This is a genomic window from Janthinobacterium silvisoli, from assembly GCF_014200725.1.
GTDB lineage: Bacteria > Pseudomonadota > Gammaproteobacteria > Burkholderiales > Burkholderiaceae_D > Janthinobacterium.
In genome coordinates this window covers 101,205-127,643 of sequence record NZ_JACHCL010000001.1, presented here as the reverse complement: position 1 = coordinate 127,643, position 26,439 = coordinate 101,205, and the positions used below count along the sequence as shown (strand labels likewise).

The 26,439-nt window shown below is 60.6% G+C and carries 16 protein-coding genes and 2 tRNA genes; 12 read left to right on the top strand and 6 right to left on the bottom strand.

The window, feature by feature from the left end; translation table 11 throughout:
• Window positions 1-277: 277 nt before the first annotated feature.
• From lon to HDE75_RS00480, 5 genes are all read left to right on the top strand, one after another.
• Window positions 278-2,689 (top strand): endopeptidase La, encoded by a 2,412-nt coding sequence (gene lon, locus HDE75_RS00500; protein WP_183678980.1) that lies wholly within the window; start codon window positions 278-280, stop codon window positions 2,687-2,689.
• Between the two features lie 203 nt (window positions 2,690-2,892).
• Entirely contained in the window at window positions 2,893-3,165 is a 273-nt protein-coding gene (locus HDE75_RS00495; RefSeq protein ID WP_010398442.1) for an HU family DNA-binding protein, read from the top strand.
• A gap of 128 nt (window positions 3,166-3,293) precedes the next feature.
• Window positions 3,294-3,370, top strand: a tRNA-Asp gene (locus tag HDE75_RS00490).
• A gap of 18 nt (window positions 3,371-3,388) precedes the next feature.
• A tRNA-Asp gene (locus tag HDE75_RS00485) sits at window positions 3,389-3,465 on the top strand.
• Window positions 3,466-3,886: 421 nt separating this feature from the next.
• The gene (locus tag HDE75_RS00480) at window positions 3,887-5,809 is read left to right on the top strand and encodes a SurA N-terminal domain-containing protein (RefSeq protein ID WP_183678978.1); all 1,923 of its coding nucleotides are present in this window, start codon (window positions 3,887-3,889) and stop codon (window positions 5,807-5,809) included.
• A gap of 66 nt (window positions 5,810-5,875) precedes the next feature.
• Here HDE75_RS00480 and HDE75_RS00475 read toward each other — a convergent pair whose 3' ends face one another.
• Together HDE75_RS00475 and HDE75_RS00470 are read right to left on the bottom strand one after the other, a co-directional pair.
• Window positions 5,876-6,193, bottom strand: a complete 318-nt coding sequence (locus HDE75_RS00475) for a hypothetical protein (protein ID WP_183678977.1) — start codon at window positions 6,191-6,193, stop codon at window positions 5,876-5,878.
• Window positions 6,194-6,325: 132 nt separating this feature from the next.
• Window positions 6,326-7,015 (bottom strand): arylesterase, encoded by a 690-nt coding sequence (locus tag HDE75_RS00470; RefSeq protein WP_183678975.1) that lies wholly within the window; start codon window positions 7,013-7,015, stop codon window positions 6,326-6,328.
• Between HDE75_RS00470 and HDE75_RS00465 the strand changes: the two genes are divergently transcribed.
• Entirely contained in the window at window positions 7,014-7,766 is a 753-nt protein-coding gene (locus HDE75_RS00465) for an ABC transporter ATP-binding protein (RefSeq protein ID WP_260174198.1), read from the top strand. The genes HDE75_RS00470 and HDE75_RS00465 overlap by 2 nt on opposite strands.
• Here HDE75_RS00465 and HDE75_RS00460 read toward each other — a convergent pair.
• Window positions 7,763-9,310: an NAD(P)H-hydrate dehydratase gene (locus tag HDE75_RS00460; RefSeq protein ID WP_183678973.1), complete on the bottom strand. Its 1,548-nt coding sequence runs from the start codon at window positions 9,308-9,310 to the stop codon at window positions 7,763-7,765. The genes HDE75_RS00465 and HDE75_RS00460 overlap by 4 nt on opposite strands.
• A 154-nt stretch (window positions 9,311-9,464) precedes the next feature.
• On the opposite strand from HDE75_RS00460, the gene HDE75_RS00455 reads away from it, so the two are divergent.
• The gene (locus tag HDE75_RS00455; RefSeq protein WP_183678971.1) at window positions 9,465-13,043 is read left to right on the top strand and encodes a hydantoinase B/oxoprolinase family protein; all 3,579 of its coding nucleotides are present in this window, start codon (window positions 9,465-9,467) and stop codon (window positions 13,041-13,043) included.
• Here the strand turns inward: HDE75_RS00455 and HDE75_RS00450 are convergent.
• Entirely contained in the window at window positions 13,025-13,954 is a 930-nt protein-coding gene (locus HDE75_RS00450) for an AraC family transcriptional regulator (RefSeq protein ID WP_183678969.1), read from the bottom strand. The genes HDE75_RS00455 and HDE75_RS00450 overlap by 19 nt on opposite strands.
• Window positions 13,955-14,135: 181 nt before the next feature.
• Between HDE75_RS00450 and HDE75_RS00445 the strand changes: the two genes are divergently transcribed.
• From HDE75_RS00445 to HDE75_RS00435, 3 genes are all read left to right on the top strand, one after another.
• Window positions 14,136-15,188, top strand: a complete 1,053-nt coding sequence (locus HDE75_RS00445) for an NAD(P)-dependent alcohol dehydrogenase (protein ID WP_183678967.1) — start codon at window positions 14,136-14,138, stop codon at window positions 15,186-15,188.
• A gap of 387 nt (window positions 15,189-15,575) precedes the next feature.
• Complete coding sequence (locus HDE75_RS00440; protein WP_183678965.1) at window positions 15,576-18,002, top strand: membrane-bound PQQ-dependent dehydrogenase, glucose/quinate/shikimate family; 2,427 nt, start codon at window positions 15,576-15,578, stop codon at window positions 18,000-18,002.
• Window positions 18,003-18,013: 11 nt separating this feature from the next.
• Window positions 18,014-18,661, top strand: coding sequence for a TetR/AcrR family transcriptional regulator (locus HDE75_RS00435; RefSeq protein WP_183678963.1), 648 nt, complete (start codon window positions 18,014-18,016; stop codon window positions 18,659-18,661).
• Between the two features lie 39 nt (window positions 18,662-18,700).
• On the opposite strand, the gene HDE75_RS00430 is transcribed toward HDE75_RS00435, so the two are convergent.
• Together HDE75_RS00430 and HDE75_RS00425 are read right to left on the bottom strand one after the other, a co-directional pair.
• The gene (locus HDE75_RS00430; protein WP_183678961.1) at window positions 18,701-19,099 is read right to left on the bottom strand and encodes a VOC family protein; all 399 of its coding nucleotides are present in this window, start codon (window positions 19,097-19,099) and stop codon (window positions 18,701-18,703) included.
• A gap of 73 nt (window positions 19,100-19,172) precedes the next feature.
• A complete protein-coding gene (locus HDE75_RS00425; RefSeq protein ID WP_183678959.1) occupies window positions 19,173-20,798 on the bottom strand; it encodes a tetratricopeptide repeat-containing response regulator in 1,626 nt (541 codons plus the stop codon).
• A 264-nt stretch (window positions 20,799-21,062) separates the two neighbouring features.
• On the opposite strand from HDE75_RS00425, the gene HDE75_RS00420 reads away from it, so the two are divergent.
• Window positions 21,063-22,133, top strand: coding sequence for a GGDEF domain-containing protein (locus HDE75_RS00420; protein WP_183678957.1), 1,071 nt, complete (start codon window positions 21,063-21,065; stop codon window positions 22,131-22,133).
• Window positions 22,134-22,318: 185 nt separating this feature from the next.
• Window positions 22,319-26,359, top strand: a complete 4,041-nt coding sequence (purL, locus tag HDE75_RS00415; RefSeq protein ID WP_183678955.1) for a phosphoribosylformylglycinamidine synthase — start codon at window positions 22,319-22,321, stop codon at window positions 26,357-26,359.
• The last annotated feature ends 80 nt before the right edge of the window (window positions 26,360-26,439 follow it).

The window sequence follows — 26,439 nt, the reverse complement described above, 5'->3', positions numbered from 1 at the left end:
ATTCCTTAAAGCATGGCAGTACAATTTAAATCAATCAGTGCAGGCTTCAATCGAAAAGCCACTCGCCGCATTTCGCTGCGTGTGGCTTTTTTATTACAAAGTCTGACCCTGAGAGTCATGCGGGTGTGTTTCTTGTGAAATGAGCTTGATGTATAAGCTTGATGCATGGGCTTGATACCAAGTTTGATGTTTCTTTCACAGAATTATTTATTCTCGCCGGTCTTGTGTTTTGGCAGCGAGCGCCAACATCGTAAACACGCTTTCTATAAGGTACGCCATGACAACTTCCAAATTAACTGAGCAAACTCAACTGCCGTTATTGCCGTTGCGGGATGTCGTCGTTTTCCCGCATATGGTGATACCGCTGTTCGTTGGCCGTCCAAAGTCGATCAAGGCGCTTGAAGCTGCGATGGAGCAGGGCAAGAGCATCATGCTTGCCGCTCAAAAAGCAGCCGCGAAGGACGAACCATCGCCTTCGGATATCTATGAAATTGGCTGCGTCGCCAATATTCTGCAAATGCTGAAGCTGCCCGACGGCACCGTCAAGGTGCTGGTCGAAGGCGCCCAGCGTGCCCGTATCAACCACATCAGCGATGCACCTACGCATTTCATCGCCGACCTGACGCCGCTCGAATCCGAGCCGGGCGACGAGTCGGAAGTCGAAGCGATGCGCCGCGCGATCGTGCAGCAGTTCGACCAGTACGTCAAACTGAACAAAAAAATCCCGCCCGAGATCCTGGCATCGCTGTCGGGCATCGATGATGCCGGCCGCCTGGCCGACACGGTGGCGGCCCACTTGCCGCTGAAGCTTGAGCAAAAACAAGTCATCCTGGAAATTTTCAGTGTGGCCAAGCGCCTCGAGCACCTGCTGGGCCAGCTCGAAGGCGAGCTCGACATCCTGCAGGTGGAAAAACGCATCCGTGGCCGTGTCAAGCGCCAGATGGAAAAATCGCAGCGCGAGTACTACCTGAACGAACAGGTCAAGGCAATCCAGAAAGAACTGGGCGAGGGCGAAGATGGTGCCGATCTCGACGAGCTGGAGAAAAAAGTCGCTTCGGCCAAAATGCCGAAGGAAGCGCTCGACAAAGCCACCAACGAGTTGAAAAAGCTCAAGCTGATGTCGCCGATGTCGGCCGAAGCGACCGTGGTGCGCAACTATATCGACACCCTGGTCAACTTGCCGTGGAAAAAGAAATCCAAGGTCAATAACGATCTGTCGAATGCCGAGAAAGTGCTCGAAGGCGACCACTACGGCCTCGACAAGGTGAAAGAACGCATCCTGGAATACCTCGCGGTGCAACAGCGCGTCGACAAGCTCAAGGCGCCTATCCTGTGCTTCGTCGGTCCTCCAGGCGTGGGTAAAACCTCGCTGGGCCAATCGATTGCCCGCGCCACGAACCGCAAGTTCGTGCGCATGGCCTTGGGTGGCGTGCGCGACGAAGCCGAGATCCGCGGCCATCGCCGTACCTACATCGGCTCGATGCCGGGCAAGATCTTGCAATCGCTGTCGAAAGTCGGCGTGCGCAATCCCCTGTTCCTGCTCGATGAAGTCGACAAGATGGGCGCCGATTTCCGTGGCGATCCTTCGTCGGCGCTGCTGGAAGTGCTCGATCCGGAACAGAACCACACGTTCTCCGACCATTACATCGAAGTCGATTTCGACTTGTCGGACGTGATGTTCGTGGCGACCTCGAACTCGTACAATATTCCGCCAGCCTTGCTCGACCGCATGGAAGTAATTCGCCTGTCCGGTTACACGGAAGACGAAAAAACCAGCATCGCGCAACGTTATCTGCTGCCGAAACAGATCAAGAACAATGGTCTGAAGGAAGAGGAAATTTCGGTGGCCGAATCGGCGCTGCGCGACATCATCCGCTACTACACGCGGGAAGCCGGTGTGCGTTCGCTTGAGCGTGAAGTGTCGAAGATCTGCCGCAAGGTCGTCAAGATGCTGCTGCTGAAAAAATCGGACAAGAAAGTCATCGTCAACTCGAAAAACCTGGATAAATTCCTCGGTGTGCGCCGCTACGATTTCGGTGTCGCCGAGAAAGAAAACCAAGTGGGCCAAGTGGTCGGCCTGGCATGGACCGAGGTGGGCGGGGACTTGCTGACCATCGAGGCCGTGTCGATGCCGGGCAAGGGTGGCGTGATACGCACCGGCACCCTGGGCGACGTGATGAAGGAATCGATCGAAGCGGCACGTACCGTCGTGCGCAGCCGGGCCCAGCGCCTGGGCATCAAGGCGGACGTGTTCGAGAAAAGCGATATCCACATCCACGTGCCGGAAGGTGCGACACCGAAGGATGGTCCATCGGCTGGCGCAGCGATGACGGTGGCGATGGTGTCGGTCTTCACGGGCATTCCTGTGCGCGCCGACGTGGCGATGACGGGCGAGATCACCTTGCGCGGCGAAGTGTTGCCGATCGGCGGCTTGAAAGAAAAGCTGCTGGCAGCCCATCGCGGCGGTATCAAGACGGTCTTGATCCCAGAGCAAAACGTGAAAGACCTGGCCGATATTCCGGACAACGTCAAGAACAAGCTCGAGATCGTGCCGGTGCGCTGGATCGATAAAGTGCTGGAAATCGCCCTGGAGCGCTTGCCTGAACCACTGGCAGAAGTCGCTGCCGTGGAAGCGGTGACGGCGGCGGCTGCCAAGCCTGATGCTGCGGGCGAGGTGGTAAAACACTAACGTTTTACCGTTGTTTTCCTAAAACAAGCGCTTTTAGAGCGCTTGTTTTATATTCAAACGTGAATTGCGCCCCCAAAGCGCTTGACACACCTACTGTGTGGCTTGTTTAATACGGCTGCACATTTTTTTCGCCGGATAGCTGTGGTGCCAAAAGTGCCGCAAGGATACGGTAACGTTTTATACCTTTGTAATTGGGGATGCTAGTGAACAAGACTGAATTGATCGACCACATTGCTGAAAAAGCTGACATTTCCAAAGCCGCCGCTGCGCGCGCACTCGACGCTGTTATCGGCGGCGTAACGGAAACTTTGAAAAACAACGACAGCGTCACGCTGGTTGGTTTCGGTACCTTCTCGGTAAGCGAACGTGCAGAACGCACTGGCCGCAACCCACGCACCAAAGAAGCAATCACCATCGAAGCTGCTAAAGTTCCAAAATTTAAAGCTGGTAAAGCTTTGAAGGATGCTGTAAACTAATCGACTTCGGTGAGGTGACAATCACCGAAAACGTTTGGCAGCATCTTCGGGTGCTGTAAATTCAAGGTTGTTAATTGCCAGTCAGTTCGCGGCCTTGAATACAAATGCAGTAGCAAGTGTATTTTTACGGAGTGGTAGTTCAGTTGGTTAGAATGCCGGCCTGTCACGTCGGAGGTCGCGGGTTCGAGTCCCGTCCGCTCCGCCAAAAAAAATACGCTCTTTAGGAGTGGTAGTTCAGTTGGTTAGAATACCGGCCTGTCACGTCGGGGGTCGCGGGTTCGAGTCCCGTCCGCTCCGCCAGAATATGAGAACCCGCCAGACTGTAAAGTCTGGCGGGTTTTTTGTTTTATCTCGCCGATTATCTTTGGTGTTTGCCTTTTAAATATTCTGCGCGGTATTTTGAATAAAGAATCAGCAAGTTTTTAAATCGCCTTTAAGTTTGTCCATGTTCAATGGCATGCATCGCCAGCGCTGTTGTAGGGGTCTAGGCTGCGCCTCGGGACAGGGCGCGCACCCTGATTTACCCTTGCTATAGCGCTATGGGCATTGTAGAATCAGGAGGTAATAGCTTGGGCGTCAGAATCCTGCTTTAGTTCCAGCGCCAAGTTGTTGAATTTAAAGGGGAAGTGGACATCTGTCCCGTCCATTCCGCCGAAGAAATCAAGGCGAACGCATGTTCGCCTTTTTTTATAGTGATCCACTCATCCCGAATTGGCTGACCATGTTTGAATTTATTCGTACCCATCGACGCTTGATGCAGTTTCTCCTGATGTTGATCATCGTCCCGTCCTTTGCACTGGTCGGTATCAGTGGCTACCAAAGCTTCGGCGACGGCGCGAACACCATCGCCAAGGTCGGCGATCAGGTCATCACGCAGCAGCAATATGAAGAAGCGCAACGCCAGCAGATCGACCGCTACCGCCAGATGATGGGCGAGCAGTTTGACCAGAAAATGTTCGACACGCCGGAAGCGCGCAAGGGCATCCTCGATAACCTGATCGCTGAACGTGCCGTGGCTGCCGAAGTTGGCCGCAGCCACCTGGTCATCAGCGATGCCGTGCTGCAAAAGGAAGTGCTGGAAATTCCAGGCTTGACCTTGCCGGACGGTAAATTCGACCTGGAACGCTACAAGCAGATGCTGGCCGCGCAAGGCATGACGCCGCAGATGTACGATGCGCGCCGCCGCAGCGACCTGGCCCTGCAGCAACTGGCTGGCGCCGTACAAGGCAGCGCCTTCGTGCCGAACGCCGTCAGCAAGCGCCTGTCGGACATCACCTCGGAAGAGCGTGAAGTGCAGGAACTGCTGTTGCCGATCGCCCAGTACGTGTCGCAAGTCAAGGTCACGGACGAGATGGTCAAGGCGTTCTACGACAAGAACGGCAAGCAGTTTGAAATCCCGGCCCACGCGAAGATCGAATACGCCGTCCTGGACAGCGCTTCCGTCAGCGACCAGGTCGATGTCAGCGATGCCGATGTGTCCAGCTACTACGCGAAAAACCAGAAGGCTTTCACCAGCCCGGAAGAGCGTCGTGCCAGCCACATCCTGATCGCTGTCAAAAAAGACGCCAGCGCCGCCGACAAGGCAGCCGCCAAGGCCAAGGCTGAGACCATCCTGGCTGAAGTGCGCAAGACGCCAGCCGAGTTTGCTGCTATCGCCAAGGCCAAGTCGCAAGATCCAGCTTCTGCCGAACAGGGTGGTGACCTGGGCGTAGTCGTCAAGGATGGCTTGCCGAAACCGCTGCAAGATGCAGTTGCCAAGCTCAAGCAAGGCGAGATCAGCGATGTTGTTGCTTCGGACTACGGCTACCACATCCTGACCGTGACTTCCGACAAGCCGGAACACGTGCAAACGCTGGACGAAGTCAAAGGCCAGATTACCGCGGATTTGCGCAAGCAGTTCGCCGCGAAGAAATTCTCGGACCTGGCCGAGCAATTCACCGACCTGGTGTACACCCAATCGGATAGCCTGAAGCCAGTGGCTGACAAGCTGAAACTGAAAGTGGAAACCGTTGCGAATGTCGGCATGACGCCATCGCCGGTACTGGGCGCAGCGCCGTACAACAACGCCAAGTTTCTGAAAGTATTGTTCTCGAACGATTCGCTGAAAGACAAGCGCAATACGGAAGCCGTGGAAATTGCGCCCAATACCCTGATATCGGGCCGTATCGTCGAGTTCCAGGCTGCTGCGAAGCGTCCACTGGCTGAAGTCGATGCCATGATCCGTCAGCGCGTGACCATGGAAGAAGCGGAAAAACTGGCGAAGAAAGACGGCGAAACCAAATTGGCCGCCTTGAAAACCTCGGGTGACGCGACCGGTTTCGGCGCCGCACAATGGGTATCGCGCAGCAAGCTGGACGGCATCAACCGCGCCGCCATCGCGCAAGTGATGAAGGCCGACACCAGCAAGCTGCCAGCCTACGTGGGAGTGGACCTGCCAGCCATGGGCTACGGCATCTACCGCATCGGCAAGGTACAACAGCCAGCCGAAGTCGACCAGGCACGCCGCCAGCAAGAGAAAGACCAGATCGGCAACATCCTGTCGCAACAGGAAATGTTTGATTACGTCGAATACCTGAAAACCAAGGCCAAGGTCAAGATCGTGAAACCGATCGCCGCCCCAGCCCAGGCACCGGAAGCACCGTAATAGATTGCTTTTAGCCATAAAAATAGCCGCTTTCGAGCGGCTATTTTTTTTGGGTACAAACTTAATTTATCTCGAATAACCCTGCGATCCCGGCCGCGCATCGTAGCGCAAGCCCCACCATGGCAAGAAGACGGTATTGCCGCCACGGGCGCGAAACCAGGCTTTGTCGTGATCGATGGGACGGATCACGGCCGGCGGCGCGACCACCAGCGCCGTCACCTGTTGCGCTTCACTGGTGCCCGCCACCAGTACGGGACCACCTACGTGGTTGGCATAGGCGATCGCCAGCGCCACGTTCGTCAGCGCCGTGCCAGCGCCCGTTTCGCCCAGCAAGGCAGGCATATTGAAGGTCTGCCTGGCCCACCACCACGGCGACTTTTGCATCGAATGGGTTGTCAGGATCGCTGCCTTGCGTGTCGCTCATGACAAGCCTTCATCGTGACCGGACTGGTCACTGTAGCCCTTGCCGATGAGCAGGTTTTAAGGCATATCCACTAAACTATATCAATCAAGCTTTCACTTGTGCGCCTTTAACAAGGGCGCCAGTTGCGGCCAGATATTGTTGAGGATGGTAGGGTGGGCGATGGCAGTGGGGTGCATGCGGTCGGCCTGGAAGAATTGCGGCTGGTCGGGCACGCCGGCGAACATGAAGGGCACCAGCGGCGCTTTCCATTCCTTGCCCAGCCTGGCATACAAGGCAGAGAATTTGTCCGCATAGTCGCGGCCATAGTTGGGTGGCATGCGCATGCCGACCAGCACCACCTGTGCGCCGGCTTGTTTTACCGCCTCGCCCATGGCGCGCAAATTCGCTTCGGCGGCGGCCACAGGCAAGCCGCGCAAACCGTCGTTGGCGCCCAGTTCGATCAGCACCACGTCAGGGTGGTGCTTGGACAGCAGGGCTGGCAGGCGCGCGCGGCCGCCGCTGGTGGTTTCGCCGCTGATGCTGGCGTTGACGACCTGCGTGTTATTGTTTTGTGTTTTTAAACGCTGTTCCAGCAGGGCAACCCAGCCCGTGCCGCGTGCCAAACCATATTCGGCAGAGAGGCTATCGCCGAGCACCAGCAGCGTTTTTGGTGCAGAATAGGCGTTCGCCATGCCTGCTGCCATCAGCAGGGCTGCCGCAGGAAGCAAGGACAGGGTGCGTCGCCGCATGCGGCTGACCTTTTCACCACTGTGTTCACGAATTTTTTTAAGATAGATCAGCATGCCCGAATTCCCTAAAGCGACTTCCATCAATTTTCTTCCCGAAGCGGCAGCGGCCCACAAGCCGGCAGCCACGACTGGCCAAAGCGGCCAGCCCGCGATTGAAGTGCGTAATCTGGCCAAGCGCGTACCCGATGCCGATGGTGAGCTGACCATCCTGCATCACGTTGATTTTACCGTGCAAACGGCCGAGACGCTGGCCATCGTCGGCGCATCCGGTTCCGGCAAATCCACCTTGCTCGGTTTGCTGGCCGGCCTGGACACGCCCACCGAAGGCAAGGTCATCCTCGACGGCACCGATATCTTCGCGCTCGATGAAGATGGCCGGGCCGGCTTTCGCAAGGAAAAGCTGGGTTTCGTGTTCCAGTCCTTCCAGCTGCTGACCCATCTGACGGCACTGGAAAACGTCATGCTGCCGCTGGAATTGCGCGGCGACCCCGATGCAAAGGAAAAGGCGCAAGCCATGCTGGGCCGGGTCAACCTGGGCAGCCGTCTCAAGCACTATCCGAAATACCTGTCCGGCGGCGAGCAGCAGCGCGTGGCCCTGGCGCGCGCCTTTGTGACCGAACCACCGCTGCTGTTCGCCGATGAACCCACCGGCAGCCTGGATGCGGCCACCGGCGAAGCCGTGATCCAGCTGATGTTTGAGTTGAACCGCGAACGCGGTTCGACCCTGGTGCTGGTGACCCACGATACCTCGATAGCGGCCCGCTGCGGCCGCACGATCACGATTGCGGCGGGTCGTTTGGTCTAGGCCGTCAAGCTATTCATCAGCTTGCGGATCGCCGGTATCAATTCGCCAGCCGTCAAGCCGATCGGTCCGCTGCCGGCGGCCACCAGCGCATCGGCGGCGGCGCCATGCAGCCAGACGGCGGCGATGGCCGCTTCCCATTCGGGCCAGCCCTGCGCCAGCAGACTGCCGCACAGGCCGGACAATACATCACCCGTGCCGGCCGTGGCCAGGGCCGGGCCGCCCGTGGTATTGATCACCACCTTGCCATCCTGGCTTGCCACCACCGTACCTGCGCCTTTCAATACGACGATCACGCCCAGCTGGGCTGCCAGCTGGCGGGCGGCGGCCAGGCGGTCAGCCTGCACCTGCGCCACCGTCATGTCGAGCAAACGGGCCGCTTCCAGCGGATGCGGCGTCAATATCGTGGCGCCGGCACGCGTGGCCAGCGCCGATTGCAGTTCCGGTTCGGCCGTCATCAGGTTGAGCGCGTCGGCGTCCAGCAGCAAGGGGCTGTCGCTATCGATGGCCCGCTGCAGCAATTCCACGGCGTCTAGGCTATCGCCCAGGCCGGGGCCGGCCACCAGCGCCGAGTAATTGAAACCCGAGAAATCCAGGTCTGCCGCGGGCCGGCACATCAGTTCAGGCTGGCCGCTGTCGTAGGCGGGCGGCGTGCCGGCGAACGCCACGTAGACCCTTCCCGCGCCTGCGTGCAGGGCAGTGCGTGCCGACAGGATGGGCGCACCCGCCATGCCCGGCGCGCCGCCGATCACGGCCAGGCTGCCAAAGCTGCCCTTGTGCGTATTCTGGCGGCGCGGCTGCAACTGCCTGCGGAACAGATGCAGGCCATTCAACTGTGCTTTCGCTGGCGGCAGCAGCGCCGGATCGATCGCCAGCGCGGCCACTTCCACGCTGCCTGCATGATCAAGGCCATCGGCCGTGTGCAAGCCTGGCTTGTCGCCGATGAAGGTGATGGTGTGGCTGGCGCGGATGGCTACGCCATCAACGGCGCCCGTGTCTGCATCCAGGCCGCTGGGCACGTCAAGCGCCAGTATGGGGCAATCGAGCTGGTTGACCAGTTGCGCCACGTCGCGGCAGGCGTCGTTCAGGGGGCGGGAAGCACCGATGCCGAACAAGCCATCGATCACCAGGTTCCACGGCGCCGCACCGACCGCCACCGAGGCCATACCGGTGTCGGCGCTGATGAAGCGCGCCACGCTGTTGCGGGCGCGGGCCAGTGCCTGTTCGCGTTCAGGCGAGGTGGCTAACGCTTCGGGCGCCGTCCACACCAGCACTTCGATGCCGCTGCCAGCCAGGTGGGCCGCCACCTCGAAGGCGTCGCCGCCATTGTTGCCGGGGCCAGCCAGTACCAGCACGCGCCTGTGGCCGGCGCCGTCATCTTGCGCACCATTGAGCAGTTTTAATGCGGCGGTGGCCGCTGCCTGGCCCGCGCGCTGCATCAATGCGGCTTCTGGCAGGGTGGCAGCGGTCGACAGTTCGACGGCGCGGATCTCGGCGATGGAGTACAAGGGGGCGGTGGTGTCGGTAGGGGAGATGGGCAAGGTCATGGCGTATTCCATTTGTCAGTATCCATTCAACATAAGGTCTATCCATGTCGATGGCAAGGGCGCACCGCTGAAGTCCAGCTTAAACCCTGTGCTGAATCACCATTACAATAACCATCTAACATATAAGCATCTCACTTAGCTGGAGGGCAGGGCGATGGAGTGGCAATTCTGGATCGACCGGGGCGGTACGTTTACCGATATCGTGGCGCGCCGTCCCGACGGCAGCCTGGCCACGCACAAGCTGCTGTCGGAAAATCCGGGCCAGTACCGCGATGCGGCGCTGGCTGGCATGCGCCATTTGATGCAGCTGGCGCCCGATGCGCCGCTGCCGGTGGAAAGCCTGGGCGCGATCAAGATGGGGACCACGGTCGCCACCAATGCGCTGCTGGAGCGCAAGGGCGAACCGACCGTGCTGGCCATCACGCGCGGTTTCCGCGACGCCTTGCGCATCGCCTACCAGAACCGCCCGCAACTGTTTGTCCGCCATATCGTGCTGCCCGAGCTGCTGTATGGCGAAGTGATCGAGATCGATGAACGCATGGGCGCCCACGGCGAAGTGGTGACGCTGCTCGACGAAGCGGCCGCGCAGGCGGCTTTGGCACAGGCGCATGCGCGCGGCTTGCGTTCGATCGCGATTGTGTTCATGCACGGCTACCGCTATCCGGCGCACGAGGCTGCGGTGGCGGAACTGGCGCGCCAGGCCGGCTTTACGCAGGTATCCGTGTCGCACGAGGTCAGCCCGATGATGAAGCTGGTGGCGCGCGGCGACACGACCGTGGTGGACGCTTATCTGTCACCGATACTGCGCCGCTATGTGGATCAATTGGCGGTGGAATTGCCCGGGGTGCACCTGCAGTTCATGCAGTCGAATGGCGGCTTGAGCGATGCGCGTGCATTCCAGGGCAAGGACAGCATCTTGTCCGGCCCGGCCGGCGGCATCGTCGGCATGGTGCGCGCCAGCCAGTTGGCCGGTTTCGACCGGGTGATCGGCTTCGACATGGGCGGCACGTCGACGGACGTATCGCATTATGCGGGCGAGTTCGAGCGCGTGTTCGAAACGCAGATCGCCGGCGTGCGCATGCGCGCGCCCATGATGAGCATTCACACGGTAGCTGCCGGCGGCGGCTCCATTCTGCATTTCGACGGCGCCCGCTATCGCGTGGGGCCGGACAGCGCGGGCGCCAATCCCGGCCCCGCCAGCTACCGGCGCGGCGGGCCGCTGGCTGTCACCGACTGTAACGTCATGCTGGGCAAGCTGCAGCCCGCGCACTTTCCCCGCGTATTCGGGCCGGACGCCAATGAAGCGCTGGACGTGGCTACCGTGCGCACCCAGTTCGAAGCGCTGGCGCGCACTGTGGGGTCCACGCCGGAGCAGGTGGCCGAAGGCTATATCGCTATCGCGGTGGGCAATATGGCCAACGCCATCAAGCAGATTTCCGTGCAGCGCGGCCACGATGTCAGCGATTACGCCCTGACCAGCTTTGGCGGCGCGGGTGGCCAGCATGCCTGCCTGGTGGCCGATGCGCTGGGCATGAAGACCGTCTTTATCCATGCGCTGGCAGGCGTGATGTCCGCCTACGGCATGGGCCTGGCCGACCAGAGCGCCATGCGCGAGCGCGCCATCGAAGTCAGGCTGGGCGTGGATTTGCATGGCGATTTCGAAACTCTGGGCGCACAGGCGAGAGCAGACTTGCTGGAGCAGGGCGTGACAGCGGAGCGCATTTCCTTGATACGGCGCGTGCATCTGCGCTACGAGGGCACCGATTCACCGTTGATCGTGCTGTTCGATACGCAGCCCGGCATGCAGGCTCAGTTCGAGGCTGCCTATAAAAAGCGCTTTTCCTTCTTGATGCCGACGCGCTCGCTGATCGTCGAGGCGATTTCCGTGGAAGCCATCGGCGCCTCGGACGCGCCCGACATCGCGGCGCCATCGTATGCCGACCGTGCGGGCGGGCTGGCCCCGCTTGAAATAGTGGCCATGTATAGCGCGGGCCAGTGGCGCGATAGCGGCTTTTATGCAGCTAACACCTTGCGGCCCGGTGACCAGATCAACGGTCCGGCCATCGTCACGGACGCCAACGCCACCACCGTGATCGAACCGGGCTGGCGTGCATCGGTCACGCCGCATGGCCACTTGATCTTGCGCAGAGTGCAAGCGCTGCCCGAGCGGCGGGCGATTGGCACGAATGCCGACCCGGTGATGCTGGAAATTTTCAATAATCTGTTCATGTCGATTGCCGAGCAGATGGGACTGCGCCTGCAAAACACAGCCCATTCGGTCAACATCAAGGAGAGGCTCGATTTCAGCTGCGCGATCTTCGACGCCGATGGCAACCTGATCGCCAACGCGCCCCATATGCCCGTGCACCTGGGTTCCATGGGCGAGAGCATCCGCACTGTCATGACGAGGAATAGTGGCAACATGCGGCCAGGCGACGTCTTCATGCTGAACGACCCTTATCACGGCGGCACGCATTTGCCCGACGTGACGGTGATCTCGCCCGTGTTCGATGCGGCAGGCGAGTCCATCCTGTTTTACGTGGGTTCGCGCGGCCACCATGCCGATATCGGCGGCACCACGCCAGGCTCCATGCCGCCCGATTCCACGCATATCGAGCAAGAGGGCGTCCTGATCGATAATTTCAAGCTGGTCGACGGCGGCACGGGCCTGTTACTGGAACGCGAAACGCTGGCTTTGCTGGCGGGCGCCCGCTATCCGGCGCGCAATCCGCAGCAAAATCTGGCCGACCTGCGGGCCCAGGTGGCGGCCAACCAGAAGGGCGCCGAGGAATTGCACAAGATGGTGGCCCATTTTGGCCACGATGTCGTGCAAGCGTATATGGGCCATGTGCAGGATAACGCGGAAGAAGCGGTGCGCCGGGTGATCGGCACCTTGCGCGATGGCGCCTATGTGCTGGACCTCGATAACGGCGCGCAGATCAGGGTGGCGATCAGGGTCGATGCCGCCACGCGCAACGCCACCATCGATTTCACGGGCACGTCCTGCCAGCTGCCGAACAATTTCAATGCGCCGTCTGCCGTCTGCATGGCGGCCGTGCTGTATGTATTCCGCACGCTGGTCGATGACGATATTCCCCTTAACGCGGGCTGCCTGAAGCCTTTGACGGTGATCATTCCGCCTGGCTCCATGCTCAATCCGCAGTATCCCGCGTCGGTCGTATCGGGCAATGTGGAAACCTCGACCTGCATCACCAACGCCCTGTATGGCGCGCTGGGGGCGATGGCCGCGTCGCAGGGCACGATGAACAATTTCACATTCGGCAATGCGCAATACCAGTATTACGAAACCATCTCGGGCGGTTCCGGCGCCGGTCCTGGCTTCAATGGTACGGACGTGGTGCAGACAAACATGACCAACTCTCGGCTGACGGACCCCGAAATCCTCGAATGGCGCTTTCCCGTGCGACTCGATAGCTACGCGATTCGCGCCGGATCGGGAGGCGCGGGGCTTTGGTGCGGCGGCAATGGCGGCGTGCGCAGGGTGCGCTTCCTGCAAGCGATGACGGCCGCCATCCTGTCGAACAACCGCATGATTCCGCCGTTCGGCATGGACGGGGGCGAACCGGGCGCGCTGGGGCGCAATACCGTGGAACGCGTCGACGGCACCGTGGAGCGCCTGCCGCATATCGGCAAGACGCAGATGCAGCCGGGCGACGTGTTCGTGATCGAGACGCCTGGTGGCGGCGGTTTTGGTCAGGTTGGGGTTGAATAGGCAGTTGGCACGGCACCCATCTGCGCCCGCACCTGGCCCACGTCGCGCATCGGCGCCTGGCCGAACTGGCGGCTGTATTCGCGGCTGAATTGCGATTCGCTGGCATAACCCACACGGTAACCGGCCGTGCCTGCGTCGATCCGTTCGACCAGCATCAAGCGCCGCGCTTCCTGCAGGCGCAGCAGCTTCTGGTACTGCATCGGCGTCATCGCGGTGATGGTCTTGAAGTGGTGGTGCAGGGAAGACATGCTCATGTTCGCCATGCCCGCCAGGTGTTCGATGCGCAGCGGCTGCGCGTAATTGTGCTTGATCCAGTCGATCGCTTGCCCCACCTGGTGCGACTGGCTGCTGGCCAGCGCCATATGGCGCAGCCGCCCGCCGACGGGACCATTCAACAGGCGGAAAGTCAGTTCGCGGCGTATCAAGGGCGCCAGCGCGGCCACTTCATCGGGCTTGTCGAGCAGGCGCACCAGGCGCAGCATGGCGTCCAGCAGTTCCGGCGACACGTCGCTGACGGAAATGCCGCGCGCGGCCGGAATCGGCATGGGCTGCGCCGCGTTTTCGCCTGTCACCAGGGCTGCCACGTCGGCGCTGTCGATGGCTAGCACCACGCATAAATGAGGTGCTTCGGCGCTCGCCTCCACCACCCGCACTTGCACTGGCAAATCGACAGAGGTCAGCAGATACTGCATGCGGCTGTAATGAAAGGTGGCGCTGCCCAGGGTGACTTTTTTCGCGCCTTGCACGATCAGCGCCACGCTGGGGCGCACCGCGTGAAACAGCGATTCGGTGGGCGCCGACTGGCGGTGCAGGCTCAGGTTGCCGACTACCGTGCTGTAATCGCCGTCGCCGGGCGCGTGGCGGCTGATCATGGCGGCGAGTTCGTCTTGCGGAAGGGTCAATGTATGCATGGCTATTATTATGCATGAATCGTCAGGAAAGCTGGGGCGGGCGCTTGGTAAAGATGGGCAAGTCTGGAGGATCGTGCAAAGGTCTTGCAGGATCACAGTAACGCGCGCCAGCCATCTGCGGCAAACTTGTATGATCGCTTGCACAGCTTGCGTGACCTATTTATCTACACGAGGAGTTTTCATGACCACCACCGTCAAAGGCTACGCCGCCCTGGGCCCGACTTCCGCATTGCAGCCATTCTCGTTCGAACGCCGCGCCCCGCGCGCAGACGACGTTGCCATCTCGATCAAATACTGTGGCGTTTGCCATTCCGACATCCACCAGGCGCGCGACGAATGGGGCAATTCTGCTTTCCCCATGGTGCCTGGCCATGAAATCGCCGGCGTCGTCACCGCCGTGGGCGCCGACGTTACCAAGTTCAAGGTGGGCGACCATGTGGGCGTGGGCTGCTTCGTCGATTCCTGCACCACCTGCAAAACGCGCAATGTGGACCTGGAACAGTATATGCCAGGCCTGATCCAGACCTACAACGGCCTGGAAGCGGACGGCAAGACGGCAACGCAAGGCGGCTACTCGGACAGCATCGTCGTCAAGGAAGGTTATGTGCTGTCGATTCCCGACAACCTGCCACTGGACGCCGCCGCGCCGCTGCTGTGCGCCGGCATCACCCTGTACTCGCCGCTGAACCATTGGAAAGCCGGCCCTGGCAAGCAAGTCGCCATCCTGGGCATGGGCGGCCTGGGCCACATGGGCGTGAAAATCGCCCACGCCATGGGCGCCGAAGTGACGGTACTGAGCCAGACGTTGTCCAAGCGCGAAGACGGCCTGCGCCTGGGCGCCGACCACTACTATGCTACCAGGGACGCAGAAACCTTCAGCAAGCTGGCCGGTACCTTCGACCTGCTGATCTGCACCGTGGGCGCGTCCATCGACTGGAACGACTACATCAACCTGCTGAAAGTTGACGGCAGCATGGTCATCGTTGGCATCCCCGACGGCGCCGTGCCACCGATCAGCGCCTTCGGTCTGGTCGGCGCGCGCCGCAGCCTGTCCGGTTCCATGATCGGTTCGATCAAGGAAACCCAGGAAATGCTGGACTTCTGCGGCAAGCACAATATCGTCTCGGACATCGAAATCATCCGCATCCAGGATATCAATGCAGCGTTTGAGCGCGTCGTGAAGAGCGATGTGCGCTACCGCTTCGTCATCGATATGGCTTCGTTGGCTGAGTAAAGCGCAGCGGGGAGGCCTTTCGGCATTGGAATTTGTGCGATTGGGGCAAATTCCAGCGCCGGGCCGAACACCGCTTCTCCACGCCTGAGCCTTGGCTTTATTGGCGTTTTAAGTAGTAACCCCAGCCAAGGACTGGGGCCGGACCCTCAGGGTCCGACCCCGGCAGTTTTTTTGGGGTAACGTTTTATCAATGTAGCTCAGTACTACGCGCATCCCTCATCCCCACCAAAAATCAAGCTCCTTTGTCAATTTTTCTTTCCTTGCTTTTCAAATCGGCTTAAAATGAAACCGTACAGTACAGTTTCATAAAAGTTTTAACTACGTAGTTTGAAAAATCAGCCATCCCCAGCGTATTGGCCTGGGCAGGGGAGGCGTCATGGATAAAAAATGGACACTTCAATCAAAAACGGGGCAGCTGCGAGCCAGCCTGTCTCCAGGGGCAAGCGGCTTGCCCTGGTTTTCTTCGGTATTTTCCTGCTGCTCTCCGGCCTGGCCCTGGGCTTAGGTGGCGTCGAACTCATCTTGCTTGGCGGCTCCGGGTATTACCTGCTGGCTGGCCTCGGCCTGATGCTGGCCGGTGTGCTGTATATCCGCCGCAAACCGCTGGCCAGCGCCATCGTGGCTGTGCTGGTGGTGGCGACCCTGATATGGGCGGTCTGGGAAATCGGTTTTGCCTTCTGGCCCATGGTGCCGCGTCTGGCGCCTTTCCTCGTGATCGGCTTTGCCGCCGCCATCGTGCACCCGTGGCTGGCGGCGCGCCGTCCGACCGGGCAGTCGCGCGCTTTCGCAGCCTTGTTCGGCGTGCTGCTGGTAGCCGGTTTTGCTTCCATGTTCCGTCCGCATGGCGTGCAGGAAGCGACCGTAAAGCCGCAGCAGGATGCGGTGGCCGCCGTCAACGATGGCAGCGCCAACTGGGCGCATTATTCGAATGGCCCGCAAGGCACGCGCTTTGCGCCATACACGCAGATCGACAAGCAGAACGTCGGCCAGTTGCAAGTGGCCTGGACTTACCGCACGGGCGAACTGGCCGTGGGCGCGTCGGAATCGCAAAATACGCCGCTGCAAATCGGCGACACCGTTTATACGTGCACGCCCACCAGCAAGGTCATCGCGCTTGATGCCGATACGGGCAAGGAGCGCTGGACTTACGACTCCAGGCCGAGCAACACCAAGACCTGGAACCGTTGCCGCGGCGTTGGCTACTACGAGCCGGCCAAGGTGACGAAGCCTTTCCAGTTTGCCGGCATGCAGGAGCCCAGGGCCCCTGAAGCGGGTGTGTGCGCCAAGCGCATCGTGCAAGTGACCATGGATGCGCGCCTGATCGAGATCGATGCGCAAACGGGCAAGCTGTGCGAGGGTTTTGGCGACAAGGGCGCCGTCGACCTGATGGTCGGCCTGGGCAAGGTGCGCATGAACGTGCCGTATTACGCCTATACCTCGGCGCCGACCGTGGCCCGTAACCTGATCATCCTCGGTGGCTGGGTGTTCGATGGCCGCTCGATCGACGAGCCGTCCGGCGTCATCCGCGCCTACAGTGCCGATACGGGCGAGCTGGTCTGGGCCTGGGACCTGGGCAATCCAGACATCACCAAGCTGCCGCCGGAAGGCCAAAGCTACACGCGCAGCACGCCGAACATGTGGTCCACGCCCGCCGTCGATGACGCGCTGGGACTGGTGTATCTGCCGCTGGGGAACGAGCAGCCCGATTTCTGGGGTGGCAAGCGTCCGCCGCTGACGGAGAAATTCTCGTCGGCCATCGTCGCCCTCGACATGGCCACGGGCCGCGAGCGCTGGACCTATCAAACCGTGCATCACGATATCTGGGACTACGACGTGGCCGCGCAGCCAGCGCTGTATGACGTCCCGGACGGCAAGGGCGGCAAGATCCCTGCGCTGGTGCAGCTGACCAAGCGTGGCCAGATCTTCATGCTGGACCGCCGCACGGGCAAGCCGATCGCCGAAGTGGTGGAAAAACCGGTGCCGCAAGATCATGCAGCAGGCGACTGGGTCGCCAGGACGCAGCCCTATTCGACCGGCATGCCGGCCCTGGGCGCCGCGCCGCTGACGGAGCAGGATATGTGGGGCGCCACCTTCTTCGACCAGCTGGCCTGCCGCATCAGCTTCCGCAAGCTCAATTACAAGGGCGAATTCACGGCGCCGAGCACGCAGGACACCCTGATTTACCCAGGCTACTACGGTGGCTTCAACTGGGGTGGCGCGGCCGTCGATGAAAGCAATGGCTATATGTTCGTCAACGATATCCGCATGCCGCAAGTGGTCAAGCTGGTGCCGCGCGAGACGGTCGACGTGGCCAAGCTGACCTCGGGCCATGGCGTGGGCAGCACCTATCCGATGGATGGCACGCCCTTCGTCATCGATCACAAAGCCTTCAATTCGCCGCTGGGCATTCCATGCCAAAGTCCGCCATGGGGCGTGTTTGCCGCCATCGACTTGAAAACCCGGAAAAAAGTCTGGGAACGTCCGGCCGGCACGGTGGAGGACGCCGTCATCAATGGCGTGCGCGCCAAACTGCCTATCCCGCTGGGCATGCCGACCCTGGGCGGTGGCGTGAGCACGGCGTCCGGCCTGGTGTTTTATGCAGGCACGCAGGACTACTATTTGCGTGCGATGGATATCGCAACCGGCCGTGAAGTGTGGAAGGGACGTTTGCCTGTCGGTGGCCAGGCCACGCCGATGACGTACATGTCGCCGGCGTCTGGCCGCCAGTATGTGGTGGTGGTTGCCGGTGGCGCCCGCCAGAGTCCGGATCGTGGCGATTACGTGATAGCATACGCGCTTCCCAAGAAACAGTAAGAGTTTGCTTCATGTCCCAGCCGCCTACCGCTCCCGCTACTTCCAGTAACCGAAGCAGTGAGCGGCGGCGCAAATTGCTGGAAGCTGCCGGCCGGCTGTTCCTGGCATCGGGTTACGATGGCGTCAGCATGGACGCCATCGTGGCCGAGGCGGGCGGCTCCAAAGCCACCGCCTACCGCTATTTCGGCAGCAAGCAAGATTTGCTGGTGGCGGTGGTGGAATACCTGTGCGCCGACTTTATCATCCGTCTGCGCCAGCTCGATACCTCCCAGGCAGGACTGGAGCAGGGCTTGCAGCTGATCCTCGATGAACTGGTCTCCGTCATCACCAGCCCCCGCCACGTCGATTTTTACCGCCTCGTCGTCACTGGCGCCGCCGCCGTCCCGGCCGTGGGTCAGACCTGGTACGAGCACGGCCCGCAAGTCTGGCACGCATTAATTCTTCGCCTGCTGGAACAGCAGCGCACCCAGGGCCGCATCGCCGCCGAGACCTCATTTTCCAACCTGCCGCAAATCCTCTTCGACGCCGTCTTCTCGCACCTGACCACCCGCACCGTGATGCTGGGCCAGGGCGGCGACGCGGCCACGTTCAGGCCTTTGATCGCGGAATTGATTGAACTGGTGGTGGCAAGGGTGGAGCGTAATCCGGCCACGCACTGACTGAGCGGCCTGTTTCAGCAAGCTCGGGGATACAAAAAATCAGGCTTCTTGGGCCGTCCAGACCAGGTTCCACAGATGGCCATCGATATCCTCGAAACCCTGGTCATACATGAAGCCATGGTCCTCGGGCGGATGCGGTATGCGGCCGCCAGCGGCAACGGCCTTGGCGATCAGGCTGTCCACCTCTTGCCGGCTTTCGCAACTGAGGCAAATGACGACTTCATTGGCTTGCTTCGCATTCACGACCGGCTTGTTGATCAGCGACTGGAAGAAGGCTTCGGTCGTCAGCATCGCCTGGATGCTGCCGTCGACGATGTTCATGAACGCCGCCTTCTCGCCGCTGAACCGGGGATCGAAGGTAAAGCCCAGCGCAGAAAAGAAGGCCCTGGATTTTTCCAGGTCCTTCACGGGCAGGTTGAGGATGATCTGTTTGTTCATGGCGGCTCCCTGGCTAATGTGGTGGGCAGACTCGTGACAGGCAGACTCGTGGCAACTCAGGGGCTGGCAGGAGTCAGGTGGCAATACCATATTTATGCTGGGTCGCCGCATACTGCTGCTTGAGCGACTCCAGCTTCGGATGCTTGGGATCGATCTTGCGTATCACCTGCATCTGATGCTGGGCCTGTTCGGCCAGCTGTGCTTCCCAGCCCAGTATATTGAGCTGGCGCAGAATCGCGTCGACCGACGCGAAGAGCACGGGCAGGTTGCCGGGGGTCTTGCGCAGGGCCTGGCGCAGCATGAACACGGCCCCTTTGAATTCGCCATTTTCCGACTTGCTGGCCGCATCCTGCATCAGCTCCTGAACCTGGTTGGTAATTTGCTGGCCCATGCCTTGCGCCAGATCGTGGCGGCCTGCCTGTTCGAATACGGCCACCGCTTGCTCCATCGTCACGTCGCTATCGGCTTCGTTGACCAGTTTGAGCATCACTTCCGACGCCGCCTGTTCCAGGTTGTTTTTCAGGCAGCTTTGTACCAGGCCCACTTTCAGCTGCTTGGACAAGCCGCGCGCCGTGTCGATGGCGGCCGCCGCCAGTTGCAGCTCGCTGGCCGTGGCTTCATCGTTGCCCGACAATTCATGCAGCATGGCGGCCGAGATGGCGCGGCACGCTTCCACATTGGCGCTGCCGCGCATCGAGCGTTCCAGGTCGCGCAGTACGCCGCTCGCTTGCGGACCATCGCCTTTTTTTACCAGCGTCTTGACCAGGTTGACGTGGTCTTCGGGGTCGCGAAATTCCGAATATTTGGCTTTCGTGACCACCTGCTTGTAAGCCCGCTCGGCGGCGCCGATATCGCCCGTGTCGTAGGCGATGCCGCCCAGGTGGCGCAGGCGGCGCACCATGTGCGGCGAGATCGCGACGGCGTCTTCGAGGATTTTCTTGGCCTGTATCTGCTGGCCCAGCGCTTCATGGGTTTGCGCCAGCAAGTCGTAGGCCGCCATGTAGCGCGGGTTTTGTTCGACCAGCGTTAAAAGCGTTTCCTGCGTTTCTTCATAGCGCTGCTGTTCGAACAGGCTGCGGGCCAGGCCCAGGTGCACCCAGTCCATCGGCCGCGTGGCCAGCATGTTTTGATAAATCTGTTCCGCCTCGCCCCATTCGCCTAAAGTGATGTGCAGCTCTGCGCGCAGGCGCGCAAAGTCGGCCGCCAGGCGCGGATGCTGCAATTCGGCGTCGCGGCAGCGTTTCACCGCTTCGCGCAAATCTCCTTTTTCGATCAGCTGATAGGTGGGCAGGAAGATGGCCCGCCGCTCGATGGCCCGCTCGATGCGCCCGCTCAGCACATCGACCGTAAACGGTTTGAGGATATAGTCGGTGGGCGTCAGTTCGGCCGCACTGATCACCTTGCTGTGGATGGCTTCGGAAGTCAGCATGATGAAGATGGTCCACAGGCCGATCAGCTTATGGTGGCGCAAATCTTCCAGCAATTGCTGTCCGTCCTGGCCATCCGTGCCGCTACCAAGATCGTATTCGCACAGGATGATGTCGAACGGCTTTTTCGTCAGCAGACGGATCGCCGTGCCTGAATTGACCGCATATTCCACCTTGGTGATGGCCGCCTGGTTCAGCATATTATGCAGATTGCCCCGCATGCTGGGGTTAGGGTCGACGATCAGGACAGACAAGTCGCTATTTTCTGGCATCGTTCAGCTCTCTGTTATCTGTGTACCAATATGGAATAGTACAAATCATATTATTTCTTGTGAGCATACTGCAAAGCGCTTCCACACTGCCAGCAAAATGCAGGCTATCGCGCGCGGCGGCGAGCGCGGCGGCAACTTTGCATATACGCTGGCAACAGTGCGGCTAGCATGTTAGTATTCTCGTAGCAACTGTCAGTAGTTGTTTTGCATCGCCTTTCCAGCACTTTTGCGTTTCCCCTTGTGCACCACTCACCGCCTGCCCTCATGTCTTCCTTGACCAATTTCCGGCTTAGCGCAGCGCGTATCGCTGTTCCTCTTGCCTTTGGCGGCAATAGTCAGCAGCAGCACACCTATTTTGCTGAATTGCACCGGGTCGGCATGATCACGCAGGCGCTGGGCATCTGCGCCTACAGCCTGACCTGGCTGCTGATGCCGGACCCTTATCATCCCATCCTGTCGCATGCCGTGCTGGCGCTGCTGGGCATGCTTGCCAGCCTGGCCGTGCGCTCGCGCTGCACCACCTTGCGGGTGCTGACGATCACGGGCGCCTGCGCCGTGCTGTCGCTGACTTTTGGTTTGCGCACCATGGCCGATGCGGTGGGCGATGCCGGTTTCTGGGTCTTGCCCGTAGGCGTCTTCATGACACTGGCCATCGCCTCCATCTTCAATGGCGGCTTGAGTTACCTGGCCGTGGTGGCTGGCGTCTGGTGGAATGTGGGCCACGGCCTGTATCCCGTGCATGCAGGATTGCCCGACCAGGCCTGGGTGCCGCTGATGATCGTCGTCAGCATTCTGTTCGGACTGGCCTTAAATATCAGTTTCAGCCTGCTGCGGCTGCGTAACTTCCACGCCAAGCAGGAGCTGACGCGGCTGGCCTTTCAGGACAGCCTGACGGGATTGAACAACCGCCGCATGTTCAATCAGGGCGCGCAGCTGCTGCATGCGGGGCAGGGCGGCGCGCCCCTGCATTTCATGATGATCGATATCGATAATTTCAAGAAAATCAATGACCTGCTGGGGCACGATATCGGCGACGAAGTGCTGGTGCGCACCGCCGCCATTATCGCGACCGAGGCCAAGGGCCACTTGTGCGGCCGCCTGGGCGGCGAGGAATTCGGCGTGGTGTTTACCGGCGACCGCGACGCCGTCTGCCGCTTTGCCGCCGCATTGGTCGATACGGTTTATCACAGTTTCCACCCCGAGCGCGCTGTGTCGATCAGCGTGGGCATTGCCGAAATGGACCGTAGCCAGGACCTGGGCCACAGCTACCGGCGGGCCGACGCATCGCTGTACCAGGCCAAACACCTGGGCAAGAACCGCTACGTGATCGCCTGAAGCGACTGTTGTATGCGGGTCTGGAAGTGCGGTTTTGCGGCGTAAAATGGCAGTAAACGCACAACTTCGGCTAATAAGGCAGGGGTAAAACGGGTATAATGCGCGCAAAGGAAATTTGCCGTACGAAAGATATTGTCATACCTACCTTTAACCCGCAGCCACGCTGCATCAACCACCTTCCAACCATGTTGATACTGCCGGGTTCCAATGCCCTGTCCGTTTTCCGTAGCCACCGCCTGTTAAGCCAACTGCAAGCCGTATCGCCTGCGATCGTTGCGGTACAAGCACGCTATGTCCATTTCATCGATGCCAGCGCGCCCTTGAGCGACGACGACAGCAAGCGCCTGGGCGCCTTGCTGACGTATGGCGAGCCGGCTGAAGCTGACAATACGGAAGGCGCTGCCGAAGAATTCTTCGTCATCCCCCGTTTCGGCACGATTTCGCCGTGGGCTTCCAAAGCCACCGATATCGCGCACAACTGCGGCATGGCCCACATCAAGCGCGTCGAGCGCGGCGTGGCGTTCCGCATCAATTTGAAATCGGGCATCCTGGGCAGCGCCATCGGCGCCGCCAGGAAGCTGACGGACGAGCAAGTGGCCGCCGTGGCCGACCTGCTGCACGACCGCATGACGGAATCCGTGCTGCGCAGCGCCGACCAGGCGCAAGACCTGTTCCGCACCCTGGAAGCGCGCCCTTTGGAATCGATTGATTTGCTGGGCCAGGGCAAGGCCGCGCTGGAAACAGCAAACACGGAACTGGGCCTGGCGATGTCGCAAGACGAGATCGACTACCTGGACGTGGCTTTCACCAAGGCTGGCCGCAACCCGACCGACGTGGAACTGATGATGTTCGCGCAGGCGAACAGCGAACATTGCCGCCACAAGATATTCAATGCCGACTGGACCATCGACGGCGTGGCGCAAACCAAGTCGCTGTTCGGCATGATCAAGAACACGCACGAATTGCAGCCGAAGGGCACCGTGGTCGCCTACAGCGACAATTCCTCGATCATGGAAGGCGCGACTGTCTCGCGTTTCTACCCGCGCGGCGACAACCACGAATACGCGGCATCGACCGAATTGACGCACACCCTGATGAAGGTGGAAACGCATAACCACCCGACGGCCATTTCGCCATTCCCTGGCGCCTCCACCGGCGCAGGCGGCGAGATCCGCGACGAAGGCGCAACCGGCCGCGGCGCCAAGCCGAAGGCTGGCCTGACCGGTTTTACGGTATCGAATTTGTCCCTGCCAGACGCCGTGCGCAGCTGGGAAACAGCTGCTTCCGTGACGGCGCCGCTGGCTGGCCGCACTGAGGCTGACCAATACGGCAAACCGGAGCGCATCGCTTCGCCGCTGCAAATCATGATCGAAGGCCCCCTGGGCGGTGCCGCGTTCTCGAACGAATTTGGCCGTCCGGTACTGGGTGGCTACTTCCGTACCTATGAACAGAACGTCGGCAGCAATGGCGATGCGGTGTTCGGCTACCACAAGCCCATCATGATTGCCGGCGGTATCGGCAATATCTCGGCGCAGCACACGCATAAAAACGATATCCCGGTCGGCAGCCTGCTGGTGCAGCTGGGCGGCCCGGGCATGCGCATCGGCATGGGCGGCAGCGCTGCCTCGTCGATGACCACCGGCAGCAACACGGCCGACCTGGATTTTGACTCGGTCCAGCGCGGCAACCCGGAAATGGAACGCCGCGCCCAGGAAGTCATCAACGCCTGCTGGCAAATGGGCGCAGACAACCCGATCATCTCCATCCACGACGTGGGTGCAGGCGGCTTGTCGAACGCTTTCCCTGAAATCACCAACGACGCCAAGCGCGGCGCGATTTTTGACTTGCGCAAGATCCCGCTGGAAGAGTCGGGCATGGCGCCGAAAGAAATCTGGAGCAATGAGTCGCAGGAACGTTATGTGCTGGCCATTTCTCCAGACAGTCTGCCGCTGTTCAAGGCCTTGTGCGAACGCGAACGCTGCCTGTTCGCCGCCGTGGGCGTGGCGACTGAAGAGCGTCAGTTGAAACTGATCGACACCGACCTGGGTAATGAGCCGGTCGACATGCCGATGGACGTCTTGCTGGGCAAACCGCCGAAGATGCAGCGCGACGTGGTGCACGTGGCGAACGACTTCCCGGCGATTGATTTGACGGGCATGGACTTGACGGACGTGGCGCAAAAAGTGCTGCTGCTGCCAACCGTGGCTGACAAATCCTTTTTGATCACCATCGGCGACCGCAGCGTGGGCGGCATGACCGTGCGCGACCAGATGGTCGGTCCATGGCAAGTGCCGGTGGCCGATTGCGCCGTCACCGCCATGAGCTTCGAGGGGTATCTGGGCGAAGCGATGGCCATGGGCGAACGCACGCCGCTGGCCGTGATCGACGCCGCCGCCTCGGGCCGCATGGCCGTGGGCGAAGCCGTCACCAACATCGCCGCTGCCGCGATTGCCGACATCTCCGACATCAAACTGTCCGCCAACTGGATGGCTGCCTGCGGCCAGCCTGGCCAGGACGCCGCCCTGTACGACACGGTGAAAGCAGTGGGCATGGAACTGTGCCCGGCGCTGGGCATCAGCATCCCGGTCGGCAAGGATTCGCTGTCCATGCGCACCACCTGGAAAGACGACAGCACGGGCGCGGCCAAATCGGTCACTTCGCCAGTGTCGCTGATCGTTTCCTCGTTCGCGCCAGTCACCGACGTACGCCGTTCGCTGACGCCGCAACTGAAAAAAGATGCAGGCGACACCTCATTGATCTTGATCGACCTGGGCCGCGGCAAAAACCGCCTGGGCGCATCAGCCTTGGCGCAAGTGTTGCAGCAGCTGGGTAATGAAACGCCAGACGTCGACAGCGCTGAAGACCTGAAAGGCTTCTTCACCGCCATCCAGCAATTGAATAGCGACGGCAAACTGCTGGCCTACCATGACCGTTCGGACGGCGGCCTGTACGCCACCCTGACGGAAATGGCTTTTGCCGGCCACACCGGCATGTCCGTCAACCTGGACATGCTGACCATGGAAGGCGAACATTCCAGCGACTGGGGCGACGCCAAGAACTGGGCCGGCCAGGTGGCGGAACGCCGTAATGAACTGACCCTGCGCGCCCTGTTCAGCGAAGAGCTGGGCGCCGTGATCCAGGTACGCGCCGAAGAAAAGTCCCTGGTCATGGACGTGCTGCGTACCTTCAACCTGGGCGCCTGCAGCCATATCATCGGTAAACTGAACGACCGCGACGTGATCGAATTCACGCGCGACGCCAAGCTGATCTACACCCAGCCGCGTGCCGACCTGCACCGTCTGTGGAGCGAAACCAGCTGGCGCATCGCCCGCCTGCGCGACAACCCGGCCTGCGCCGACGCCGAATACGACCGCCTGCTGGACCTGCAAGACCCAGGCATGTCGCCTATCGTCACCTTCGACCAGAACGACAACATCGCCGCGCCATTTATCGCCACCGGCGTGCGTCCGCGCGTTGCCATCCTGCGCGAGCAGGGCGTCAACTCGCATATCGAAACGGCTTACGTGATGCACCAGGCAGGCTTTACGGCCGTCGACGTGCACATGAGCGACCTGATTGCCGGCCGCGTCAAGCTGGACGACTTCCAGGGCGTGATCGCCGTGGGCGGTTTCTCGTACGGCGACGTGCTGGGCGCAGGCGAAGGCTGGGCCAAGACCATTTTGTTCAACGCCAGCCTGGCCGACCAGTTCGCGCGCTTCTTTGCCCGTACCGACAGCTTCGGCCTCGGTATCTGCAACGGCTGCCAGATGATGAGCAATTTGAAATCCATCATCCCCGGCGCCCACGCCTGGCCTAAATTCACGCGCAACAAGTCGGAAAAATTCGAAGGCCGCTTTGCCATGGTCGAAGTGATGGATTCCCCATCGATCTTCTTCAACGGCATGGCCGGCACCCAGGCCGGCATCGCCATCGCCCACGGCGAAGGCTACGCCGACTTCTCGCAAACGGGCGACATCACCCAAGTCACCAAAGCCATGCGCTTTGTCGACAACAAGGGCGCCGCCACCGAAGCCTACCCATACAACCCGAACGGCTCGCCGGAAGGCATCACCTCGGTCACCACGTCGGATGGCCGCTTCACGGTGCTGATGCCGCATGCGGAGCGCGTGTTCCGTTCGGTGCAACAGTCGTATCATCCTGAAGCTTGGGGTGAGGATTCGCCCTGGATGCGTATGTTCAGGAATGCGCGGAAGTTTGTGGGGTGATTTTTTACTCTTCAACGGCGCCTTGAGATGGGTTTGAGGCGCTGTTGCTGGGGTAGGAGTGAGAAAGCCGCTATCGGGGG